This is a genomic window from Stenotrophomonas sp. 99219_Sma (assembly GCF_056480785.1).
Genome location: NZ_CM151117.1, coordinates 847,639 through 865,983, shown reverse-complemented (window position 1 = coordinate 865,983; position 18,345 = coordinate 847,639). Strand labels below are relative to the sequence as shown.

24 protein-coding genes are annotated in these 18,345 nt (G+C 64.6%); 2 read left to right on the top strand and 22 right to left on the bottom strand.

Translation table 11 applies throughout. The features are described 5' to 3' along the window. The first annotated feature begins 32 nt into the window (after window positions 1–32). Complete coding sequence (locus ACZK13_RS03960) at window positions 33–1,655, top strand: amidase (RefSeq protein WP_049401441.1); 1,623 nt, start codon at window positions 33–35, stop codon at window positions 1,653–1,655. 56 nt (window positions 1,656–1,711) lie between these two features. On the opposite strand, the gene ACZK13_RS03955 is transcribed toward ACZK13_RS03960, so the two are convergent. After that, entirely contained in the window at window positions 1,712–2,854 is a 1,143-nt protein-coding gene (locus ACZK13_RS03955) for a mechanosensitive ion channel family protein (protein WP_253144856.1), read from the bottom strand. A gap of 791 nt (window positions 2,855–3,645) precedes the next feature. Continuing rightward, a complete protein-coding gene (locus ACZK13_RS03950) occupies window positions 3,646–5,037 on the bottom strand; it encodes a class II 3-deoxy-7-phosphoheptulonate synthase (protein WP_032129763.1) in 1,392 nt (463 codons plus the stop codon). A 221-nt stretch (window positions 5,038–5,258) separates the two neighbouring features. On the opposite strand from ACZK13_RS03950, the gene ACZK13_RS03945 reads away from it, so the two are divergent. Then, window positions 5,259–7,385 (top strand): TonB-dependent receptor, encoded by a 2,127-nt coding sequence (locus ACZK13_RS03945; protein WP_478482273.1) that lies wholly within the window; start codon window positions 5,259–5,261, stop codon window positions 7,383–7,385. A gap of 64 nt (window positions 7,386–7,449) precedes the next feature. Here ACZK13_RS03945 and ACZK13_RS03940 read toward each other — a convergent pair whose 3' ends face one another. The 20 genes from ACZK13_RS03940 to rplP all read right to left on the bottom strand — a co-directional run bounded on the left by ACZK13_RS03940 (window position 7,450) and on the right by rplP (window position 18,344). After that, the gene (locus ACZK13_RS03940; protein ID WP_010483974.1) at window positions 7,450–7,956 is read right to left on the bottom strand and encodes a disulfide bond formation protein B; all 507 of its coding nucleotides are present in this window, start codon (window positions 7,954–7,956) and stop codon (window positions 7,450–7,452) included. Window positions 7,957–8,141: 185 nt separating this feature from the next. Further along, a complete protein-coding gene (gene rplQ / locus ACZK13_RS03935; protein ID WP_005408217.1) occupies window positions 8,142–8,525 on the bottom strand; it encodes a 50S ribosomal protein L17 in 384 nt (127 codons plus the stop codon). A gap of 191 nt (window positions 8,526–8,716) precedes the next feature. Next, on the bottom strand, window positions 8,717–9,715 hold the full coding sequence (locus ACZK13_RS03930; RefSeq protein ID WP_010483975.1) for a DNA-directed RNA polymerase subunit alpha: 999 nt from the start codon (window positions 9,713–9,715) through the stop codon (window positions 8,717–8,719). Between the two features lie 55 nt (window positions 9,716–9,770). Further along, complete coding sequence (gene rpsD, locus ACZK13_RS03925) at window positions 9,771–10,400, bottom strand: 30S ribosomal protein S4 (protein ID WP_004145446.1); 630 nt, start codon at window positions 10,398–10,400, stop codon at window positions 9,771–9,773. A gap of 15 nt (window positions 10,401–10,415) precedes the next feature. Then, window positions 10,416–10,805, bottom strand: a complete 390-nt coding sequence (gene rpsK, locus ACZK13_RS03920; RefSeq protein WP_004145443.1) for a 30S ribosomal protein S11 — start codon at window positions 10,803–10,805, stop codon at window positions 10,416–10,418. 11 nt (window positions 10,806–10,816) lie between these two features. Next, window positions 10,817–11,173 (bottom strand): 30S ribosomal protein S13, encoded by a 357-nt coding sequence (gene rpsM, locus ACZK13_RS03915; RefSeq protein WP_004154500.1) that lies wholly within the window; start codon window positions 11,171–11,173, stop codon window positions 10,817–10,819. Window positions 11,174–11,520: 347 nt separating this feature from the next. Further along, complete coding sequence (secY, locus tag ACZK13_RS03910) at window positions 11,521–12,888, bottom strand: preprotein translocase subunit SecY (RefSeq protein ID WP_005408215.1); 1,368 nt, start codon at window positions 12,886–12,888, stop codon at window positions 11,521–11,523. 7 nt (window positions 12,889–12,895) lie between these two features. After that, entirely contained in the window at window positions 12,896–13,339 is a 444-nt protein-coding gene (rplO, locus tag ACZK13_RS03905) for a 50S ribosomal protein L15 (RefSeq protein ID WP_004154498.1), read from the bottom strand. Window positions 13,340–13,345: 6 nt separating this feature from the next. Then, the gene (gene rpmD / locus ACZK13_RS03900) at window positions 13,346–13,537 is read right to left on the bottom strand and encodes a 50S ribosomal protein L30 (RefSeq protein WP_004145412.1); all 192 of its coding nucleotides are present in this window, start codon (window positions 13,535–13,537) and stop codon (window positions 13,346–13,348) included. Beyond that, window positions 13,530–14,072, bottom strand: a complete 543-nt coding sequence (gene rpsE, locus ACZK13_RS03895; RefSeq protein WP_004145411.1) for a 30S ribosomal protein S5 — start codon at window positions 14,070–14,072, stop codon at window positions 13,530–13,532. The genes rpmD and rpsE overlap by 8 nt, the downstream gene beginning before the upstream one ends. Before the next feature lie 160 nt (window positions 14,073–14,232). Next, a complete protein-coding gene (rplR, locus tag ACZK13_RS03890) occupies window positions 14,233–14,592 on the bottom strand; it encodes a 50S ribosomal protein L18 (protein ID WP_024957318.1) in 360 nt (119 codons plus the stop codon). 80 nt (window positions 14,593–14,672) lie between these two features. Then, entirely contained in the window at window positions 14,673–15,197 is a 525-nt protein-coding gene (gene rplF, locus ACZK13_RS03885) for a 50S ribosomal protein L6 (RefSeq protein WP_010483977.1), read from the bottom strand. An 18-nt stretch (window positions 15,198–15,215) separates the two neighbouring features. Beyond that, window positions 15,216–15,614, bottom strand: a complete 399-nt coding sequence (gene rpsH / locus ACZK13_RS03880; RefSeq protein WP_005408210.1) for a 30S ribosomal protein S8 — start codon at window positions 15,612–15,614, stop codon at window positions 15,216–15,218. 258 nt (window positions 15,615–15,872) lie between these two features. Continuing rightward, a complete protein-coding gene (gene rpsN / locus ACZK13_RS03875; RefSeq protein ID WP_005408209.1) occupies window positions 15,873–16,178 on the bottom strand; it encodes a 30S ribosomal protein S14 in 306 nt (101 codons plus the stop codon). Window positions 16,179–16,196: 18 nt separating this feature from the next. Next, window positions 16,197–16,739 carry a 50S ribosomal protein L5 gene (gene rplE / locus ACZK13_RS03870; protein ID WP_004154491.1) on the bottom strand — a complete coding sequence of 181 codons (543 nt, stop codon included), beginning with the start codon at window positions 16,737–16,739 and terminating at the stop codon, window positions 16,197–16,199. A gap of 11 nt (window positions 16,740–16,750) precedes the next feature. Next, window positions 16,751–17,068 carry a 50S ribosomal protein L24 gene (gene rplX, locus ACZK13_RS03865; RefSeq protein ID WP_004154490.1) on the bottom strand — a complete coding sequence of 106 codons (318 nt, stop codon included), beginning with the start codon at window positions 17,066–17,068 and terminating at the stop codon, window positions 16,751–16,753. Between the two features lie 16 nt (window positions 17,069–17,084). Beyond that, on the bottom strand, window positions 17,085–17,453 hold the full coding sequence (gene rplN / locus ACZK13_RS03860) for a 50S ribosomal protein L14 (RefSeq protein WP_010483978.1): 369 nt from the start codon (window positions 17,451–17,453) through the stop codon (window positions 17,085–17,087). An 11-nt stretch (window positions 17,454–17,464) separates the two neighbouring features. Further along, on the bottom strand, window positions 17,465–17,734 hold the full coding sequence (gene rpsQ, locus ACZK13_RS03855) for a 30S ribosomal protein S17 (protein WP_004154489.1): 270 nt from the start codon (window positions 17,732–17,734) through the stop codon (window positions 17,465–17,467). A gap of 11 nt (window positions 17,735–17,745) precedes the next feature. Then, on the bottom strand, window positions 17,746–17,931 hold the full coding sequence (gene rpmC / locus ACZK13_RS03850) for a 50S ribosomal protein L29 (RefSeq protein WP_004154487.1): 186 nt from the start codon (window positions 17,929–17,931) through the stop codon (window positions 17,746–17,748). Continuing rightward, window positions 17,931–18,344, bottom strand: a complete 414-nt coding sequence (gene rplP, locus ACZK13_RS03845; RefSeq protein ID WP_004154486.1) for a 50S ribosomal protein L16 — start codon at window positions 18,342–18,344, stop codon at window positions 17,931–17,933. Before rplP ends, rpmC begins: the two co-directional genes overlap by 1 nt. Between the last annotated feature and the right edge of the window lies 1 nt (window position 18,345).

Sequence of the window (18,345 nt, the reverse complement as noted above, 5' to 3'; positions counted from 1 at the left end):
ACACTGGGGATTGGAGCCGACCAAGCCGCCCCATGCGCCCGTCCTTGCCGCCTCTGCTGACCTGCCTGCTCGCCGCGCTGCCGGCGCTGCTTTCGGCTGGCTGCAGCCCGGCCACGCCCAGCGCGCATGCGGCCGAACCTGCGAGCCGCAACGTGCCGTTCCCGTACGCCGAAACCGATGTCGCCGACCTGCAGGCGCGGATGACCGCCGGGGAACTGGACAGCACCACCCTGACCCAGGCCTACCTGCAGCGCATCGCCGCGCTGGACCGCACCGGGCCGCGCCTGCGCGCGGTGATCGAGCTCAACCCCGATGCCCTGAAGGAAGCCGCCGCGCGCGACCGCGAACGCCGTGACGGCCGCCTGCGCGGCCCGCTGCATGGCATCCCGCTGCTGTTGAAGGACAACATCAACGCCGCGCCGATGGCCACCAGTGCGGGTTCGCTGGCCCTGCAGGGCTTCCGCCCGGATGACGCCTACCTGGTGCGCCGGCTGCGCGACGCCGGTGCGGTGGTGCTGGGCAAGACCAACCTCAGCGAATGGGCCAACTTCCGCGGCAATGATTCGATCTCCGGCTGGAGCGCGCGTGGCGGCCAGACCCGCAACCCCTATCGCATCAGCCATTCGCCGTGTGGTTCCAGCAGCGGCAGCGCGGTGGCCGTGGCCGCCAACCTGGCCAGCGTGGCGATCGGCACCGAAACCGACGGCAGCATCGTCTGCCCGGCGGCGATCAACGGCGTGGTCGGCCTGAAGCCGACGGTCGGCCTGGTCAGCCGCGAGGGCATCATCCCGATTTCCTTCAGCCAGGACACTGCCGGGCCGATGGCACGCAGCGTCGCCGACGCTGCCGCCGTGCTGACCGCGATCGCCGGCCGCGACGATGCCGATCCGGCCACCGCGACCATGCCCGGCCGTGCGGTCTACGACTACACCGCGCGACTGGACCCGCAGGGCCTGCGCGGCAAGCGCATCGGCCTGCTGCAGACACCGCTGCTGAAGTACCGTGGCATGCCGCCACTGATCGAACAGGCGGCAACCGAGCTGCGCCGCGCCGGCGCCGTGGTGGTTCCGGTGGAGCTGCCCAACCAGGGCGCCTGGGCCGAGGCCGAGCGCACGCTGCTGCTGTACGAATTCAAGGCCGGGCTGGAGCGCTATTTCAGCACCCACCGCGCACCATTGCGCAGCCTGGCCGAACTGATCGCCTTCAACCAGGCGCACAGCAAGCAGGAACTGGGCCTGTTCGGCCAGGAGCTGCTGGTGGAGGCCGATGCCACCGCCGGCCTGGCCGACCCCGCCTATATCCGCGCCCGCAGCGATGCGCGCCGGCTGGCCGGCCCGGAAGGCATCGATGCCGCCCTCGCCGCCCACCAGCTTGATGCACTGGTGGCGCCCACCACCGGCGTGGCATGGCCGATCCGCAGCGAAGGCGACGACTTCCCCGGTGAAAGCTACAGCGCCGCCGCCGTGGCCGGCTATCCCAGCCTCACCGTGCCGATGGGGCAGATCGATGGTCTGCCGGTGGGTCTGCTGTTCATGGGCACCGCCTGGAGCGAGCCGAAGCTGATCGAGATGGCCTACGCCTACGAACAGCGCACGCGCGCGCGGCGCCCACCGCACTTCGATACCGACGCACTGATCGACGCTGGCGAGCCGTGATCCGGTAGTGCCGGCCGCTGGCCGGCAGATCCGGAGTTGCCGGCCAGCGGCCGGCGCTACCGTCCGGGTTCCGGCTCCACCGGCACGATTGCCGCCTCACCATCTTCAGCACCCGGCGAACGCACATCCGCGGTGCGTGCACGTGGACCGCGCGGCATATCCAGCTCATCTTCGTGTTGCAGCCGCGCACGCACCTGCGGCAGCGACTGCGGATGCTCACGGGCGAGGAAATCGAGCATGCGCTCGCGCACCAGGCAACGCAGATCGAAGGCATCGCCCGAGCTGCGCGCGCTGACCAGCAGGCGCACCTGGATCGCACGCTCGCTGGTCTCGGTCACCTGGGTCACGCAGACCCGGCCATCCCACAGCGCTTCGCCACGGCAGATGCGTTCCAGCTCAGCGCGGATCGCGGCAATCGGCGCACGGTAGTCCAACCACAGGAACGCGGTGCCGAGCAGATCGGCGCTGCGCCGCGTCCAGTTCTGGAACGGGTTTTCGATGAACCAGGTCAGCGGCACCACCATCCGTCGCTCATCCCAGATGCGCACCACCACATAGCTGCTGCCGATCTCCTCGATGCGGCCCCACTCGCCCTCGACGATCACCACGTCATCCAGCCGGATCGGCTGCGTCACCGCAATCTGCAGGCCAGCGATCAGGTTGCCGAACACCGGCTTGGCCGCGATACCCGCCACCAGGCCGATCAGGCCTGCCGATGCCAGCAGCGCGGTGCCGATCTTCTGCACCATCGGGAAGGTCAACAGCACCAGCGATGCGCCCAGCACGATGATGCCGCCCATCAGCACGCGGCTGAGCACCCGCGTCTGGGTCTGGATGCGGCGCGCTTCCAGATTGTCGGAGACATCGATGGGATGACTGCGCAGGATCGCGCGCTCGCCCGCCGCCACCGCGCGTACCAGCAACCAGATGAAGCACGCGGTCAGCGCGATGTGCAGCACATGCTGCAGGTTGCCCAGCACCGGCTCCTGCAGTGGCGTGGTCTGCAATGCGGGGATCAACAACAGCAGCGGCCATGCGGTGGCCAGTGGTAACCCGAGCACGCGACCGATGCGTGCACGCCGGCGATCACGCCCTTTCAATCGATGGTAGATCCAGAGGATCAGCCACGCGCCGATGCCACCCACTACTGCTGCCAATCCCAACGGCCATGCGTAGGCCTGTGCGCTTTGCCAGTGCACCGTTGCCACCTCCACTCGAACAGCAAGCGGACAGCCTCGCGCATGACGCATGAGTGTCACGTCAGTCGTTCGTAAGGAGGGTGTTGGTCGGCAGGGCTTGCAGCCCTGCACCTGCTGCGAGCCGAAGCAACAGCAACAGCAACAGCAACAGCCGAAGCAGAAGCGGGTTTCCTGTGGGGTGGCGGGGCGGGTCCGGTTGCGGGGGACGCTGCAAGTCCCCCTCCGGGGCCCGGCCCAGCCGCCGGCGGCTGTGCGTTCGGGCGCTTGCAAAGCAGTGCTTCGCAAGCAAAGCGCCCTCACCCATGTAAGCTCGGTCGCCGCTTGCTCGTGTGCGCAGTCCTGCGCACACGGCAAGACCAGGGTTGGGCGTCCTGCCCAACCCGCCCGAGGCATGCCTCGGGCCCATGCGGCTCACGCCCCCGCAACCGGACCCACCCCGCCTTCGACAGTTTTCTGCGATCTGTCGGCATTTTTTGTAGAGCCGAGCCATGCTCGGCTCAAATCTCACAGATATCGAAATATTCGATTCCATTGGAAATTCATCCACGCATAGCGTGGATCTACCGTGTCGACCAAGGTCGACACCTACCAACAGCCGCCGGAATCTGTCAGAGGCGGGGCGGTGTCGGAGTGCGGGGTGTCAGCAGCATGGATGCGGCTGCCAAGCCTACATGGACGTACTTGCGGCGTCCCCGCACTCCGACACCGCCCCGCCAACCCACGGAATGCCCGCTGTTGACGTTGACGTTGACTGCAGCAGGTGCAGGGCTGCAAGCCCTGCCGAAAAACCCTTACCGCACTTGTTCCTGCTTGCGCACGATCGCCATCGCGATCTCCAGCGACTGCTCGTAGTTCAACCGCGGGTCCACCGTCGAACGGTAGGCGCGCTCCAGGTCACGTTCGGTCAGTTCGCGCGCGCCACCGGTGCACTCGGTCACGTCTTCGCCGGTCAGCTCCAGGTGCACACCGCCCAGTCGCGTTCCTGCGGCCGCGTGCAGATCAAACGACATCTCCACTTCGCCACGCACGTTGTCGAAGCGGCGCGTCTTGAAGCCATTGGCGGTGCTCTCGGTATTGCCATGCATCGCGTCGCAGACCCACAGCACGCGGCGGCCATCGCGCTTGACCGCATCCAGCAGCGGCGGCAGCTTCTCGGCGATCTGCGCTGCACCCATGCGGTGAATGAAGCTCAGTCGACCCGGCTCGTCATGCGGGTTGAGCACATCAATCAGGCGCAGCAGCTGGTCCGGCGTCACCGATGGGCCGACCTTGATCGCGATCGGGTTGCGCACGCCACGCAGGTATTCCACGTGCGCGCCATCGAGAGCGGCCGTGCGCATGCCGATCCACGGGTAGTGCGTGCTCAGGTTCAACCAGCCCTGCTGGCGCGGCACCTGCCGGGTCAACGCCTGCTCGTAGGGCAACAGCAGCGCTTCATGCGAGGTGTAGAAATCGATGCGGTTGAGGTTGTGCACGCGGGCCCCGGCCAGGGTCTCCATGAAATGCACTGCATCGCCGATCGAGGCCACCATCTTCTGGTAGTCGGCGGCCAACGGCGAATGGCTCACCCATTCCAGGTTCCAGTACTCGGGGTGGTGCAGGTCAGCGAAACCGCCGTCGATCAGCGCACGCACGAAGTTCATGGTCATCGCCGAGTGCGCGTGGGCCTGCAGCATCCGCTTCGGATCCGGCAGCCGCGCCGCTTCGGTGAAGGCCGGCGCGTTGATGACATCACCGCGGTAGCTGGGCAGGGTCACGCCGTCGCGGGTCTCGGTATCGGCCGAACGTGGCTTGGCGTACTGGCCGGCGAAACGGCCGACGCGGATCACCGGCTGGCGCAGGCCATGCACCAGCACCAGGCTCATCTGCAGCAGCACCTTCAGCCGGTTGGAAATGGTGCCCGATTCGCAGTCGCTGAAGTTCTCCGCGCAGTCGCCGCCCTGCAGCAGGAAGCGCTTGCCTTCCTGCGCCTCGGCCAGCTGCTGCTTCAGCGCCAGGATTTCCCAGGAGGTGACCAGCGGCGGCAGCCGCTTCAGTTCGTGCAGAGCGGCGTCCAGCGCCACCGGGTCCGGGTAGGTCGGCATCTGCAGCGCGGTCTTGCCACGCCAGCTCTCCGGCGACCAGGCGGCGCCAGTGGCGGCTGCGGCGGGATCGGGCACGGGCGGAACGGCGGACAGGCTCATTGCAGACTTCCGGGATGGGGGGCGGTCATGGTCGCAGAGCCAGCCGTTGGCGCAAAGGGCCGACCTGCTCGGCCAGGCCGCCTGAACGGCAGGGAAAGGCCGATGCGAGCAGCCAGATCCCGCATGGTCAGCCGCTCAAGGCAGGCGCATGATCTGTTACGGAGTAACACTTCCACGTCATGGACCGGCCCCTTCCACGCCCTGCCATCACTCTTCCCATCATGAAGCCCTCGCCCCTCGCTACCGGCATCACCTTCGCCCTGGCCCTGGCCAGCCTGCCCGCCTTCGCGGCCGCCGCAGATGGCGCCGGGCCTGCGGTCAAGGACCTGGACACGGTCACCGTCAGCGCCCAGCTCGACCAGGCCCGCAACGCGTTGTCGCCGGACATCGGCAGCAGCCAGTACCAGATCACCGCCGAGGACATCCAGAAGCAGCCGCTGGGCGCCTCCGCGCCGCTCAGCCAGGTGCTGCTGCAGGCACCCGGCGTGGTCCAGGATTCCTATGGCGGCGTGCACGTGCGCGGCGACCACGCCAACCTGCAGTACCGGATCAACGGCGTGTTGCTGCCCGAGTCGATTTCCGGCTTCGGCCAGACCCTGGATGCGCGCACCATCAAGAGCATCCGCCTGATGGACGGCGCGTTGCCGGCGCAGTTCGGCGAGCGCACCGCGGCGGTGGTCGACATCACCACCCGCAATGGCGCCGAGCTGGGCAACGGTGGCAGCGCCGGACTGACCACCGGCTCGTTCGGCAAGGTGAACCCGAATGCCTCCTGGTGGGGCAACCAGGGACGCTGGAGCTGGTTCCTGACCGGCAACTACGACCAGAACGAAGTCGGCCTGGAGAATCCGACCAACTCGCGCAAGCCGTTGCACGACGATACCCACCAGGGCAAGGCCTTCGCCGACCTGACCTACCTGGTCAACGAGAACACCCGCCTGAGTGTGTTCGCCGGTTTCGCCAACAACCGTTTCCAGATTCCGGTCAATCCAGGGCAGACGCCGCAGTTCGGTTACCTGGACACCACCACCTTCGATTCCAGCCAGCTGGATGAGACCCAGCGCGAGACCACCCGCTTCGGCATGCTGGTACTGCAGGGCACGCTGGGCAGCACCGCCTACCAGCTGTCCGCCGGGCAGCGCTACAGCGATGCAGCGTTCAACCCGGACGTCATCGGCGATCTGGTGTTCAGTGGCGTCGCCTCGCAGGTGCGGCGCAGCAACCGTGCCAACACCCTGCAGGCCGACTTCTCCACACCACTGGGCAACGACCACACGCTGCGCTACGGCTTGTACGGCAACTACGAGAACGCACGGGCCAGCAGCAACAGCTGGGTGTTCCCGGTTGATGACGGCGGCCAGCAGTCCAGCACCACGCCGCTGCTGATTCCTGACCACAGCGCCTTCCATGCCAGCACGCTGGCGTTGTACGTACAGGATGAGTGGAAAATCGGCGACGACTGGACCGTCAACTACGGTCTGCGCGGTGACCGCTACAAGGCCTTCGGCCGCACCGAGGGCCAGCTCAGCCCGCGCGTGGGCGTGGTCTGGAATGCCAGCGACAGCACCACCGTGCATGCCGGCTATTCGCGCTATTTCACGCCACCGGCCAGTGAACTGATCGCCAGCAGCGACATCGCCCTGTACGACGGCACCACCAACCAGCAGCCCAGCGGCGGCAACAACACGCCGCTGGCCGAGCGCAGCGACTACTACGACATCGGCGTCTCGCAGCAGCTGGGTGAACACCTGACCCTTGGACTGGATGCGTACGACCGCCGCGTCGCGCGCCTGCAGGACGAAGGCCAGTTCGGCGCCGCCTACATCTACTCGACCTTCAACTACCGCCGCGGACACATCCGTGGCCTGGAGTTCAGTGCCGACTACAGCAACGGCCCGTTCAGCGCCTACTTCAATGCGGCGCTGAACAAGGCCATCGGTACGGATGTCATCACCAGCCAGTACAACCTCGATCCCGAGGCGCTGGCCTATGTGGCCAACCACTGGATCCACCTGGACCACGACCAGAAGCTGACCTCGTCGGGTGGCCTCAGCTACGCCTTCGCCGGGCACAACCGGATCGGGGCCAACTACGTGTTCGGCAGTGGCCTGCGTTCGGACATCGAGGGCGTACCCAACGGTGGCGAGCTGCCGTCCTACCTGCAGGTGAACCTCAGCGCCGGGCACGACTTCAACGTCGACAGCGGCCATCCACTGCATGTGCAGCTGGCGGTGATCAACGCGTTGGACCGCAGCTACCAGCTGCGCGATGGCGGTGGCGTCGGCGTGTTCGCCCCGCAATGGGGACCGCGCCGCGGCGCCTACCTGAGCCTGCAGCAGGATTTCTGAGATAGTGCCGGCCGCTGGCCGGCATTCCCGCGGTGTGCCGGCCAGCGGCCGGCACTACCCTGCTTCAGCGCTTGACCTTGCGCAGCGACACCACCAGCGCCCACAGCGCCAGCAGCACGAACCACACGCCCGACCACATCGGCATGGTCAGGCCGAGGAAGGTCCAGTCGATGTTGCCGCAGTTGCCAGTGCCGGTCAGCACCGTGCGGAACACTTCCAGCGGCCCCATGGTCTCGCTCAGGAAGGCCAGCGGCGGGCCACAGGTGGACCCCATTTCCGGCGGCAGCATCTGCACGTAGACGTGGCGCGCGGCGATGCCCACGCCCACTGCGGCGGCAATGAACGCCAGCACGCCATAGGTCGCGCGTCCCGGGCGGTTGGACGGACCATGCAGTGCACCGATCAGGAACAGCAGGCCAAGCGCAGCGAAGGCCAGGCGCTGGAAGATGCACAGCGGACACGGCTCCAGGCCCATCTTCAGCTGCAGGAAGATCGCGTAGCCAAGCAGGCCCGCGCAGATCAGGAAGCCCAGGAAGAACTGGGCGCGGAAGGGCCAGCGCAGTGGATTCATCGTCAACGCTCGAATGGATCAGGCGCCAAGCGTAACCGAGAGTGCGCGCCATTCGAACCGCCACAGGTGACGCCTGTCGGAACGGTGTGGGTCAGAGCCCTTTCCTGCAGAAAGGGATCCGCCCCCGGAAACGCAAAAGCCCGGCAGAGGCCGGGCTTTCGCTGTGTCGCATTGGAGCGGTCCGATTACTCGGCCACTTCCTCGGCCACGACCGGACGGTCAACCAGCTCGACGTAGGCCATCGGCGCGTTGTCGCCAGCGCGGAAGCCGCACTTCAGCAGACGCAGGTAGCCGCCCGGACGGTTCGCGTAGCGCGGGCCCAGGATGGTGAACAGGTTGCCCACGGCTTCGTTGTCGCGCAGGCGGGCGAAGGCCAGACGGCGGTTGGCGACGGAATCGACCTTGGCCAGGGTGATCAGCGGCTCGGCAACGCGGCGCAGTTCCTTGGCCTTCGGCAGGGTGGTCTTGATCAGCTCGTGCTTGAACAGCGAGGCAGCCATGTTCTTGAACATCGCTTCGCGGTGGGCGCTGGTACGGCTGAACTTACGGCCAGACTTCTGGTGACGCATGGTGATATTCCTTGGTTAATGATGAGACTGTGCGGATCGTTGTCGCCATCCTGGCGTTGCTGCGCGGACTGCGGTTGGTCCTGGCCGCCCGTCCTGGACGACCTGCCACGCGAACCTGGGGTTCGTCATGGCATGTTGTGTTGCGTTGAAGGCCCCACCGCGAACGGTGGAGCCTTCAGGCATTACCGATATCAGCCCAGCATGCCGTGGCTGGCGACACCGGCCGGCGGCCAGTTCTCCAGCTTCATGCCGAGCGACAGGCCGCGCTGAGCCAGCACTTCCTTGATCTCGGTGAGCGACTTCTTGCCCAGGTTCGGGGTCTTCAGCAGCTCCACTTCGGTCTTCTGGATCAGATCGCCGATGTAGTAGATGCTTTCAGCCTTCAGGCAGTTGGCCGAACGCACGGTCAGCTCCAGATCGTCGATCGGGCGCAGCAGCACCGGATCCACGCCGTTGTTGGCCGGCTTGGCTGCACCGCGGTCGCGGTGGGTGAAGTCACCGAACACCGACAGCTGGTCGCTGAGGATGTCGGCGGCGGTGCGCACGGCTTCCTCGGCGTCGATGGTGCCGTTGGTCTCGATATCGATGACCAGCTTGTCCAGGTCGGTACGCTGTTCGACGCGGGCCGCTTCCACGGCATAGGCGACGCGGCGGACCGGCGAGAACGAGGCATCCAGGACCAGACGGCCGATGGCACGGGTTTCTTCGTCCGGACGACGACGCGCGGCAGCCGGCTGGTAGCCGAAACCACGTTCGATCTTCAGACGCATGTTGATCGCCGTATCCTTGGTCAGGTGGCAGATCACGTGTTCGCCGTTCAGGATCTCCACATTGTGGTCGACCTTGATGTCGGCAGCGGTGACAACGCCCGGGCCCTGCTTGGACAGGGACAGGGTGGCGCTGTCGCCGGAGTGCATACGGATGGCCACGTCCTTGAGGTTCAGCAGGACTTCGAGCACGTCCTCCTGCAGACCTTCGACCGTGGTGTACTCATGCAACACGCCGTCGATTTCGACTTCCGTGATGGCGAAGCCCGGGATGGACGACAGCAGCACGCGACGCAGGGCATTACCCAGCGTATGCCCGTAACCCCGCTCCAAAGGTTCGATAACGACCTTTGCACGGGTGTCGGTAAGGCGTTCGATCTGCGGACCGCGAGGACGCAGAACCTGGTTGGCGGTAACCGTCATGTTGCGGGTTCTCCTAGTGAACCCCCGGCCGTCGCCGGGGGCTCTCCAATGTGAATTACTTCGAATACAGCTCGACGATCAGCGCTTCGTTGATGTCCGCAGGCAGATCCGAACGATCCGGAACAGCCTTGAAGATGCCGGTGAACTTACCGGAATCCACTTCAACCCACGACGGGCTCAGGTCATGCTGGGCGGCGACGGTCAGGGCTTCCTGGACGCGCAGCTGCTTGGCAGCCTTTTCAGACAGAGCGATGGCGTCGCCAGCCTTGACCTGGTACGAAGCCAGGTTGACCGACTTGCCATTCACGGTGACGCCGCGGTGCGACACCAGCTGACGGGCAGCCGGACGGGTCACGGCGAAGCCCATGCGGTAGACGACGTTGTCCAGGCGGGTTTCCAGCAGCTGCAGCAGGTTCTCGCCGGTGTTGCCCTTCTTGGTCGAGGCCTTCTTGTAGTAGTTGCGGAACTGACGCTCCAGCAGGCCGTAGATACGCTTGACCTTCTGCTTTTCACGCAGCTGGGTGGCGTAGTCGGACAGCTTGCCCTTGCGGGCAGTGGCGCCGTGCTGGCCGGGCTTCTGCTCCAGCTTGCACTTCGAGTCCAGCGCACGCGCCGGGCTCTTCAGGGACAGGTCGGCGCCTTCGCGACGGGCGAGCTTACAGGTAGGACCGATATAACGAGCCATTTCTTATCGCTCCCTTTAGACGCGACGCTTCTTCGGCGGACGGCACCCGTTGTGCGGGATAGGCGTCACGTCGATGATGTTGGTGATCTTGTAGCCGACGTTGTTCAACGAACGCACGGCCGACTCACGGCCCGGACCCGGGCCCTTGATGCGGACTTCCAGCGACTTCACGCCGTAGTCCAGCGCAGCACGACCGGCCTTTTCAGCAGCCACCTGGGCAGCGAACGGGGTCGACTTGCGCGAACCGCGGAAGCCAGCGCCACCGGAGGTCGCCCACGACAGAGCGTTGCCCTGGCGGTCGGTGATGGTGACGATGGTGTTGTTGAACGAAGCGTGGACGTGGGCAACGCCGTCGGTGACGACGCGCTTGATCTTCTTCTTGGTCTTAGCAGCGGGCTTAGCCATTTCTCAGTCCCTTACTTCTTGATCGCCTTGCGCGGACCCTTGCGGGTGCGGGCGTTGGTACGGGTGCGCTGGCCACGCAGCGGGAGGCCACGACGGTGACGCAGGCCGCGGTAGCAGCCCAGGTCCATCAGGCGCTTGATCGCGATGCCGATCTCACGGCGCAGATCGCCTTCCACGATGTACTTGCCGACTTCGGCGCGCAGGCGCTCGATTTCCGGCTCCGACAGATCGCGGATCTTGGTGGTCGAAGCAACGCCTGCGACTTCGCAGACCTTCTTCGAACGGGTACGGCCGATGCCGTAAATGCTTTGCAACCCGACCCAGACGTGCTTCTGGGCTGGCAGGTTGACGCCTGCAATACGCGCCATGACGCGGTTCTCCAGCTGAGTGATGGCCGACAGCGCGCCTCGGGCACGCCAATCCGGCAGGATGGATCAAAAAAGTGAACTAGCGATACTAACAAGGTTCCGGTTTACATGGAAGCCCGTGAAACCATTGGTTTCATGAACCCGGCCTGGGGAGTGTGCCCAGGCTCCGGCGCCGGATGGGGTTGGACCTGGGGTTTCCCCCGGAGCCGCCCGCGCTACTCCAGCGCGGGACCACCTCATCACACCCCCACCCGGAACCGCTGCGGGGGCCGCCCTTCGTTTGTGTGGCCGGAGTCCGCGAAGCGGAGGGACCATCACGTCAGGAAGACGAAAGTATAACAGGCCAATCAGCCGCGGGCAAAACCGCCGCGGTTGCCACCCTTCAGGTTGGCCTTCTTCAGCAGGCTCTCGTACTGGTGGGACATCAGGTGCGCCTGCACCTGGGCGATGAAGTCCATCACCACCACCACCACGATCAGCAGCGAAGTACCGCCGAAGTAGAACGAGGCGTTCAGCTGCGTGCGCATCAGCTCCGGCAGCAGGCAGACGATCACCAGGTAGGCCGAGCCGGCCGCGGTCAGGCGGGTCAGCACGCCGTCGATGTAATCGGCAGTGGCCTTGCCCGGACGGATGCCCGGAATCAGCGCGCCCGACTTCTTCAGGTTGTCGGCGGTTTCCTGCGAGTTGAACACCAGCGCGGTATAGAAGAACGCGAAACCGGTGATCAGCGCAGCGAACACGATCATGTGCAGCGGCTCGCCCGGGCCGAGCGCGTTGGCGACCTTCTGCAGGACCTGGCCGAAGCTGCTCTGGTTGGCAGCCTGGCCGGACCACATGGCCAGGGTGGCCGGGAAGGCCAGCAGGCTCGAGGCGAAGATCGCCGGGATGACGCCGGCCATGTTGAGCTTCAGCGGCAGGAACGAGGTCTGGTTCATGTACGCGTTGCGACCGCCCTGGCGGCGCGCGTAGTTGACCGTGATCCGGCGCTGGCCACGCTCGACGAACACCACGAAGAAGGTGAAGGCGAGCACGACGATGGCGATCAGCAGCAGCTGGATGAACTGGATGTTGCCGTCGCGGTAGGCGTCGAAGGTGTGGATGATCGCACCCGGCAGGCCAGCGACGATACCGGCGAAGATGATCAGCGACACGCCGTTGCCGATGCCGCGTTCGGTGACCTGCTCACCGACCCACATCAGGAACATGGTGCCGGCTGTCAGCGCGACCACGGCGGTGAGCACGAAGCCCATGCCCGGCGCGTACACGACCGGAGCGCCCGACGGCGAGACCTGGCCCTGCAGGGCCAGTGCGATCGAGCCGCCCTGCACCACTGCCAGCAGCACGGCGCCGATGCGCGAATACTGGGTGATCTTGCGGCGGCCGGACTCACCTTCCTTCTGCATCGCCTTCAGGGCGGGGAAGATGTGCACGGCCAGCTGCATCACGATCGATGCCGAAATGTACGGCATCACGTTCAGCGCGAAGATGCTGAAACGGTGCAGGGCGCCGCCCGAGAACATGTTGAACATGTCCACGATGCCGCCGCCCTGCTGTTGCATCATGGCAAGCATGGCATCGGGATTGACGCCCGGCACCGGCACGTAGCAGCCGATGCGATAGACGATCAAAGCCCCGACGACGAACAGCAAACGTTGGCGAAGTTCAGTGAACTTGCCCATTCCGCCCGCGAGGTTACCGATGCCAGCTTGCGCCATGATTTTCTTACTCCGTTACGCTGCCGCCGGCAGCTTCGATCGCAGCCTTGGCACCAGCCGTGGCAGCGATACCCTTCAGGGTGAACGCCTTGGTCACTTCGCCCTTGACGACGACCTTGGCCTTCTTTGCAGTGCTCGGGACCAGCTTGGCAGCACGCAGGGCGGCGAAGTCGATCTCACCGGCCGGCAGCTTGTCCAGCGCGTACAGCAGCACTTCAGCGGTGTCCTTGGCGATCGGCGAACGGAAGCCGATCTTCGGCAGACGACGCTGCATGGGGGTCTGGCCGCCTTCGAAGCCAGCCTTGATCTTGCCGCCACCCTTACGGGCGAACGAACCCTTGTGGCCGCGGCCGGCAGTCTTGCCCAGGCCCGAGCCGATACCGCGACCGACGCGGGTGCGCTCGGTGCGGGCGCCCGGTGCCGGGCTCAGTTCATTGAGACGCAGAGTCATGATCGATTACTCCTCAACCTTGACGAGGTAGTGAACGGTGTTGATCAGACCGCGAACCTGCGGGCTGTCCTTCAGTTCACGCACATCGTTGAGCTTGTTCAGACCCAGAGCACGCACCGACAGGCGGTGACGCGACTGAGCACCACGCAGGCCGCGCACCAGGCGCACCTTCACAGTCTTGTTGGACTCATTAGCCATGGTTGAGTTCCTCCACCTTCTTGCCGCGCTTGGCCGCGATGCGAGCCGGCGACTGCGCAGCAGACAGGCCCTTCACGGTGGCACGCACCAGGTTGATCGGGTTGCGCGAACCGGTGGCCTTGGCCAGCACGTTCTTCACGCCAACGGCTTCCAGCACGGCGCGCATGGCACCGCCGGCGATGACGCCGGTACCTTCCGAAGCCGGCTGCATGAACACGCGGGCTGCGCCGTGACCATCCTTGATGGTGTGCCACAGGGTGCCGTTGTTCAGGTCAACGCTGACCAGGTTCTTGCGGGCCTGTTCCATCGACTTCTGGATGGCGACCGGCACTTCGCGGGCCTTGCCATAGCCGAAACCGACCTTGCCTTCGCCGTCGCCGACCACGGTCAGGGCGGTGAAGGTGAACTGGCGGCCACCCTTGACGGTCTTGCTGACGCGGTTGACCGCGACCAGCTTTTCGATCATGCCGTCATCGACTTTCTCTTCGCGGTTACGGTCGCGATCGCGACCCCGCTGCTGACGCTCTTCTGCCATTTTGATTCCTTGGTAGTTTGGGTATGTACGGCTCGGGGCCGCTTATGGTTGTGGAATGTCGCGTTGTTCCGGTGGGCCACTGCAGAAGAGTGGCGCCGTCCAGCCTCACTCAGGCGGCGAGCAGGCGGGCAGGAGACCACAGGTCCCCTGCCCTTATCCCTTAGAACTGCAGGCCGGCTTCGCGGGCGGCTTCTGCCAGGGCCTTGATGCGGCCGTGGTAGCGGTAGCCCGAACGATCGAAGGCAACCTTCTCGACGCCGGCGGCCTTGGCGCGCTCAGCGACGATACGGCCGACCTTGGCGGCGGCGTCGGCGTTCTTGCCGTTCTTCAGGCCTTCCATGACGTCGGTCTGGGTGGTGTTGGCAGCAGCCAGCACCTTGGAACCGTCGGCGGTGAAGACCTGGGCGTACAGGTGCTGGCCGGTGCGCAGCACCGACAGGCGGGCGACGCCGAGCTCACGGATGTGGGCGCGGGTCGACTTGGCGCGACGCAGGCGGGCGATGTTCTTGTTCATTTTGATTATTCCTTGAAAGCTGAAGGTTGGGCTTTTCCCTGAGGAGTCCGCACAAGGATGTGCGGGCTCTTGCGAGGGACTCGCACTTACGCCTTCTTGGCTTCCTTACGGATGATGACTTCGTCGGAGTACTTCACGCCCTTGCCCTTGTACGGCTCCGGCTTGCGGAACGCACGGATCTTGGCGGCAACTTCACCGACGACCTGCTTGTCAGCACCCTGGACCAGGATCTCGGTCTGGGTCGGGGTGGTGATGGTGATGCCTTCCGGCGCCACGAACACGACCGGGTGCGAGAAGCCCAGCGACAGGCTCAGGTCCTTGCCCTGCATGGCAGCGCGGTAACCCACGCCGACCAGCTCCAGCTTGCGCTCGAAGCCTTCGGACACGCCCTTGACCATGTTGGCCAGGATCGCACGCACGGTACCGGTCAGTGCGACCAGCTCGGCGTTCTCGGTGCTCAGGGTGGCAACGCCGTTGTCGACGTTGATGGCAATACCGGCCGGCTTGGCCAGCGACAGGGAACCCTTCGGGCCCTTGGCGGTGACGCTGTCCGACTGGACGTTCAGTTCAACCTTACCCAGGTCGATCGGCTTCTTGGCTACGCGGGACATAGTTCTACTCCTTTCGCCTTAGGCCACGAAGCACAGGACTTCGCCGCCGACGCCCAGCTGGCGCGCCTGCGCATCAGTCATGATGCCCTTGGAGGTGGAAATGATGGAGATACCCAGGCCGTTCATGACCTTCGGCAGCTCGCTCTTGCCGCGGTACTGGCGCAGGCCCGAACGCGAGAAGCGCTTCAGGGTCGCGATGACCGGCTTGCCTTCGAAATACTTCAGCACGATTTCCAGCTCGGACTTGTTGTTTTCCAGCTGGGTCACGCGCAGGTCGGTGATGTAACCCTCGTCCTTCAGGACCTGGGCGATCGCAACCTTGATCTTGGACGACGGGGCTTTCACCGTCTGCTTGCCAACCGCGGCCGCATTCTTGATGCGGACCAGCAGGTCGGCGATGGGATCAGTCATGCTCATATGAGTACCTTTGAGTGCACCGATATCCGCTTTCGCGAAAATCTGTTGTCTCCTGGAAACGGGCCAGGTCCCTTGATGCAGCGGGCCAAGGGCCCACTCCTACAACCCCGTTTGCACAGGGCAAGACGCGGGAGTATACGCCAAAAGAGCCCGGCTTGCGCCGGGCTCTTCGGTTTTTTTGCGTCGGGAAAGCTGAATGCCTCCCCTGCCCGGTTCAGGCACCCCCGAAGGGGCGCCTGATCGCAGGGCCGGCTGGGATTACCAGCTGGCCTTGCGCAGACCCGGGACGTCGCCACGCATGGTGGCTTCACGCAGCTTGTTACGGCCCAGGCCGAACTTGCTGTAGACGCCACGCGGACGACCCGACAGCTCGCAACGGTTGCGCTGGCGGCTCGGCGACGAATCGCGCGGCAGCTTGGCCAGCTTGGTTGCGGCGTCGATCTTCTCTTCGTAGGTCGCGTCCACGGAGGACACGATCTTCTTCAGAGCTGCACGCTTTTCAGCGTACTTCTTTGCCAGCTTTTCCCGCTTGATGTCGCGGTTGACCATGGAGGTCTTTGCCATTTCGGTTTCCTCGACAGATCAGTTACGGAACGGGAACTTGAACGCTGCCAGCAGCGCCTTCGCTTCCGCATCGGTCTTCGCAGTGGTGGTGATGGCGATATCCATACCGCGGATCGCGTCGACGGCGTCGAAGTCGATTTCCGGGAAGATGATCTGCTCCTTCACACCCATGTTGAAGTTGCCGCGGCCGTCGAAGGAACGACCGGAAACACCACGGAAGTCGCGCACGCGCGGCAGCGAGATGTTGATCAGGCGATCCAGGAACTCGTACATCTTGTGGCGACGCAGCGTGGTCTTGCAGCCGATCGGCCAACCATCGCGGATCTTGAACGACGCAACCGACACACGCGACTTGGTGACAACCGGCTTCTGGCCGGAAATCTTGGTCATGTCGCCGACGGCGTTTTCCAGGATCTTCTTGTTGGTGGCCGCTTCGCCGACACCCATGTTCAGGGTGACCTTGACCAGCTTCGGCACTTCCATCGGATTGGTGTAGCCGAACTGCTTCATCAGCGCCGGCACCACTTCGTCCTTGTAGAACTTTTCGAGACGGGAACTCATCTTCTCATTCCTCAGGCGTCGAGCGCCTCACCGCTGGAGCGGAACACACGCAGTTTGCGTCCATCCTCCAGCACCTTGAAGCCAACGCGTTCGCCCTTGCCCGAAGCCGGGTTCAGAACATTCACGTTGGAGATATGGATCGAAGCTTCGCGCTCGACCACGCCGCCGGCAACACCTGCCTGCGGGTTCGGCTTGGTGTGGCGCTTGACGATGTTCACGTTGGCGACGACCACACGGTCGCCGTCGACGCGGACGACTTCGCCCTGCTTGCCCTTGTCCTTGCCAGCGTTGACGACAACCTGGTCGCCCTTCTTGATACGGTTAGCCATGATTATCTCCTGTCGCTCACAGCACTTCGGGAGCGAGCGAGACGATCTTCATGAACTTCTCCGAACGAAGTTCACGGGTCACCGGCCCGAAGATACGGGTACCGATCGGCTCCTGCTTGTTGTTCAGCAGGACGGCAGCGTTGCCGTCGAAGCGGATCAGCGAGCCGTCGGCGCGACGCACACCCTTGCGGGTACGCACCACGACGGCGTCATACACTTCACCCTTCTTGACCTTGCCGCGCGGAATCGCATCCTTCACGGTGACCTTGATGATGTCGCCGATGCCGGCGTAACGGCGCTTGGAACCACCCAGCACCTTGAAGCACATCACCTGCTTGGCACCCGAATTGTCCGCGACGTCAAGGTAGCTCTGCATCTGGATCATGATTCAGCTCCTTATTCAGCCGCGCGCGTGATGACTTCCACCACGCGCCAGTTCTTGGTCTTGGACATCGGAGCAATCTCGGTCACGCGGACGACATCGCCTTCCTTGCAGGCGTTGTCGGCATCGTGGGCGTGCAGCTTCGTCGAGCGCTTGATGTACTTGCCGTACAGCGCGTGCTTGACCTGACGCTCAACCAGGACGGTAACCGTCTTGTCCATCTTGTTGCTGACGACACGGCCTTCGACCGTGCGCAGCGTCTTCTTTTCAGTATTGTCGCTCATAGCGGCCATCCTTACTTCGTGCTGCCGAGCAGGGTCTTGACGCGAGCAATCTCGCGACGGACCCGGCGAATGTCGTGGGTCTTCGGCAGCTGGCCGGTGACCTGCTGCATACGGACAGAGAACTGTTCCTTACGCAGGTCGATCAGGTGGGCCTTGAGTTCGTCAGCCGACTTTTCACGGAGAGTTTTGATATCCATCAGCGCACCGTACGGGTCACGAAAGTGGTGGTGACCGAGAGCTTGGCGGCGGCCAGGCGGAACGCCTCGCGAGCCACTTCCTCGGAAACACCCTCGATTTCATAGATCATGCGGCCGGGCTGGATCTGGGCCACCCAGTATTCCACGTTGCCCTTACCAGAACCCATTCGGACTTCGATGGGCTTCTTGGTGATGGGCTTGTCGGGGAACACGCGGATCCACATCTTGCCGCCGCGCTTGACGTAGCGGCTGATCGAGCGGCGGGCCGCTTCGATCTGACGCGCGGTCAGCTGACCGTGTGCGGTTGCCTTCAGGCCGTATTCGCCGAAGCTGACAGCGTTGGCGCTCCAGCTCAGGCCATCGTTACGGCCCTTGTGTACCTTGCGGTACTTGGTTCGCTTGGGTTGCAACATT

What these genes read in the sequence shown, in the direction of transcription:
- ACZK13_RS03960 (WP_049401441.1), top strand. Translation starts at nt 33, where the DNA reads ATGCGCCCGTCCTTGCCGCCTCTGCTGACCTGCCTGCTCGCCGCGCTG.
- ACZK13_RS03950 (WP_032129763.1), bottom strand. Translation starts at nt 5,037, where the DNA reads ATGAGCCTGTCCGCCGTTCCGCCCGTGCCCGATCCCGCCGCAGCCGCC.
- ACZK13_RS03945 (WP_478482273.1), top strand. Translation starts at nt 5,259, where the DNA reads ATGAAGCCCTCGCCCCTCGCTACCGGCATCACCTTCGCCCTGGCCCTG.
- ACZK13_RS03940 (WP_010483974.1), bottom strand. Translation starts at nt 7,956, where the DNA reads ATGAATCCACTGCGCTGGCCCTTCCGCGCCCAGTTCTTCCTGGGCTTC.
- rplQ (WP_005408217.1), bottom strand. Translation starts at nt 8,525, where the DNA reads ATGCGTCACCAGAAGTCTGGCCGTAAGTTCAGCCGTACCAGCGCCCAC.
- ACZK13_RS03930 (WP_010483975.1), bottom strand. Translation starts at nt 9,715, where the DNA reads ATGACGGTTACCGCCAACCAGGTTCTGCGTCCTCGCGGTCCGCAGATC.
- rpsD (WP_004145446.1), bottom strand. Translation starts at nt 10,400, where the DNA reads ATGGCTCGTTATATCGGTCCTACCTGTAAGCTCGCCCGTCGCGAAGGC.
- rpsK (WP_004145443.1), bottom strand. Translation starts at nt 10,805, where the DNA reads ATGGCTAAGCCCGCTGCTAAGACCAAGAAGAAGATCAAGCGCGTCGTC.
- rpsM (WP_004154500.1), bottom strand. Translation starts at nt 11,173, where the DNA reads ATGGCGCGTATTGCAGGCGTCAACCTGCCAGCCCAGAAGCACGTCTGG.
- secY (WP_005408215.1), bottom strand. Translation starts at nt 12,888, where the DNA reads ATGGCGCAAGCTGGCATCGGTAACCTCGCGGGCGGAATGGGCAAGTTC.
- rplO (WP_004154498.1), bottom strand. Translation starts at nt 13,339, where the DNA reads ATGACTCTGCGTCTCAATGAACTGAGCCCGGCACCGGGCGCCCGCACC.
- rpmD (WP_004145412.1), bottom strand. Translation starts at nt 13,537, where the DNA reads ATGGCTAATGAGTCCAACAAGACTGTGAAGGTGCGCCTGGTGCGCGGC.
- rpsE (WP_004145411.1), bottom strand. Translation starts at nt 14,072, where the DNA reads ATGGCAGAAGAGCGTCAGCAGCGGGGTCGCGATCGCGACCGTAACCGC.
- rplF (WP_010483977.1), bottom strand. Translation starts at nt 15,197, where the DNA reads ATGTCCCGCGTAGCCAAGAAGCCGATCGACCTGGGTAAGGTTGAACTG.
- rpsH (WP_005408210.1), bottom strand. Translation starts at nt 15,614, where the DNA reads ATGAGCATGACTGATCCCATCGCCGACCTGCTGGTCCGCATCAAGAAT.
- rpsN (WP_005408209.1), bottom strand. Translation starts at nt 16,178, where the DNA reads ATGGCAAAGACCTCCATGGTCAACCGCGACATCAAGCGGGAAAAGCTG.
- rplE (WP_004154491.1), bottom strand. Translation starts at nt 16,739, where the DNA reads ATGAGTTCCCGTCTCGAAAAGTTCTACAAGGACGAAGTGGTGCCGGCG.
- rplX (WP_004154490.1), bottom strand. Translation starts at nt 17,068, where the DNA reads ATGGCTAACCGTATCAAGAAGGGCGACCAGGTTGTCGTCAACGCTGGC.
- rplN (WP_010483978.1), bottom strand. Translation starts at nt 17,453, where the DNA reads ATGATCCAGATGCAGAGCTACCTTGACGTCGCGGACAATTCGGGTGCC.
- rpsQ (WP_004154489.1), bottom strand. Translation starts at nt 17,734, where the DNA reads ATGAGCGACAATACTGAAAAGAAGACGCTGCGCACGGTCGAAGGCCGT.
- rpmC (WP_004154487.1), bottom strand. Translation starts at nt 17,931, where the DNA reads ATGGATATCAAAACTCTCCGTGAAAAGTCGGCTGACGAACTCAAGGCC.
- rplP (WP_004154486.1), bottom strand. Translation starts at nt 18,344, where the DNA reads ATGTTGCAACCCAAGCGAACCAAGTACCGCAAGGTACACAAGGGCCGT.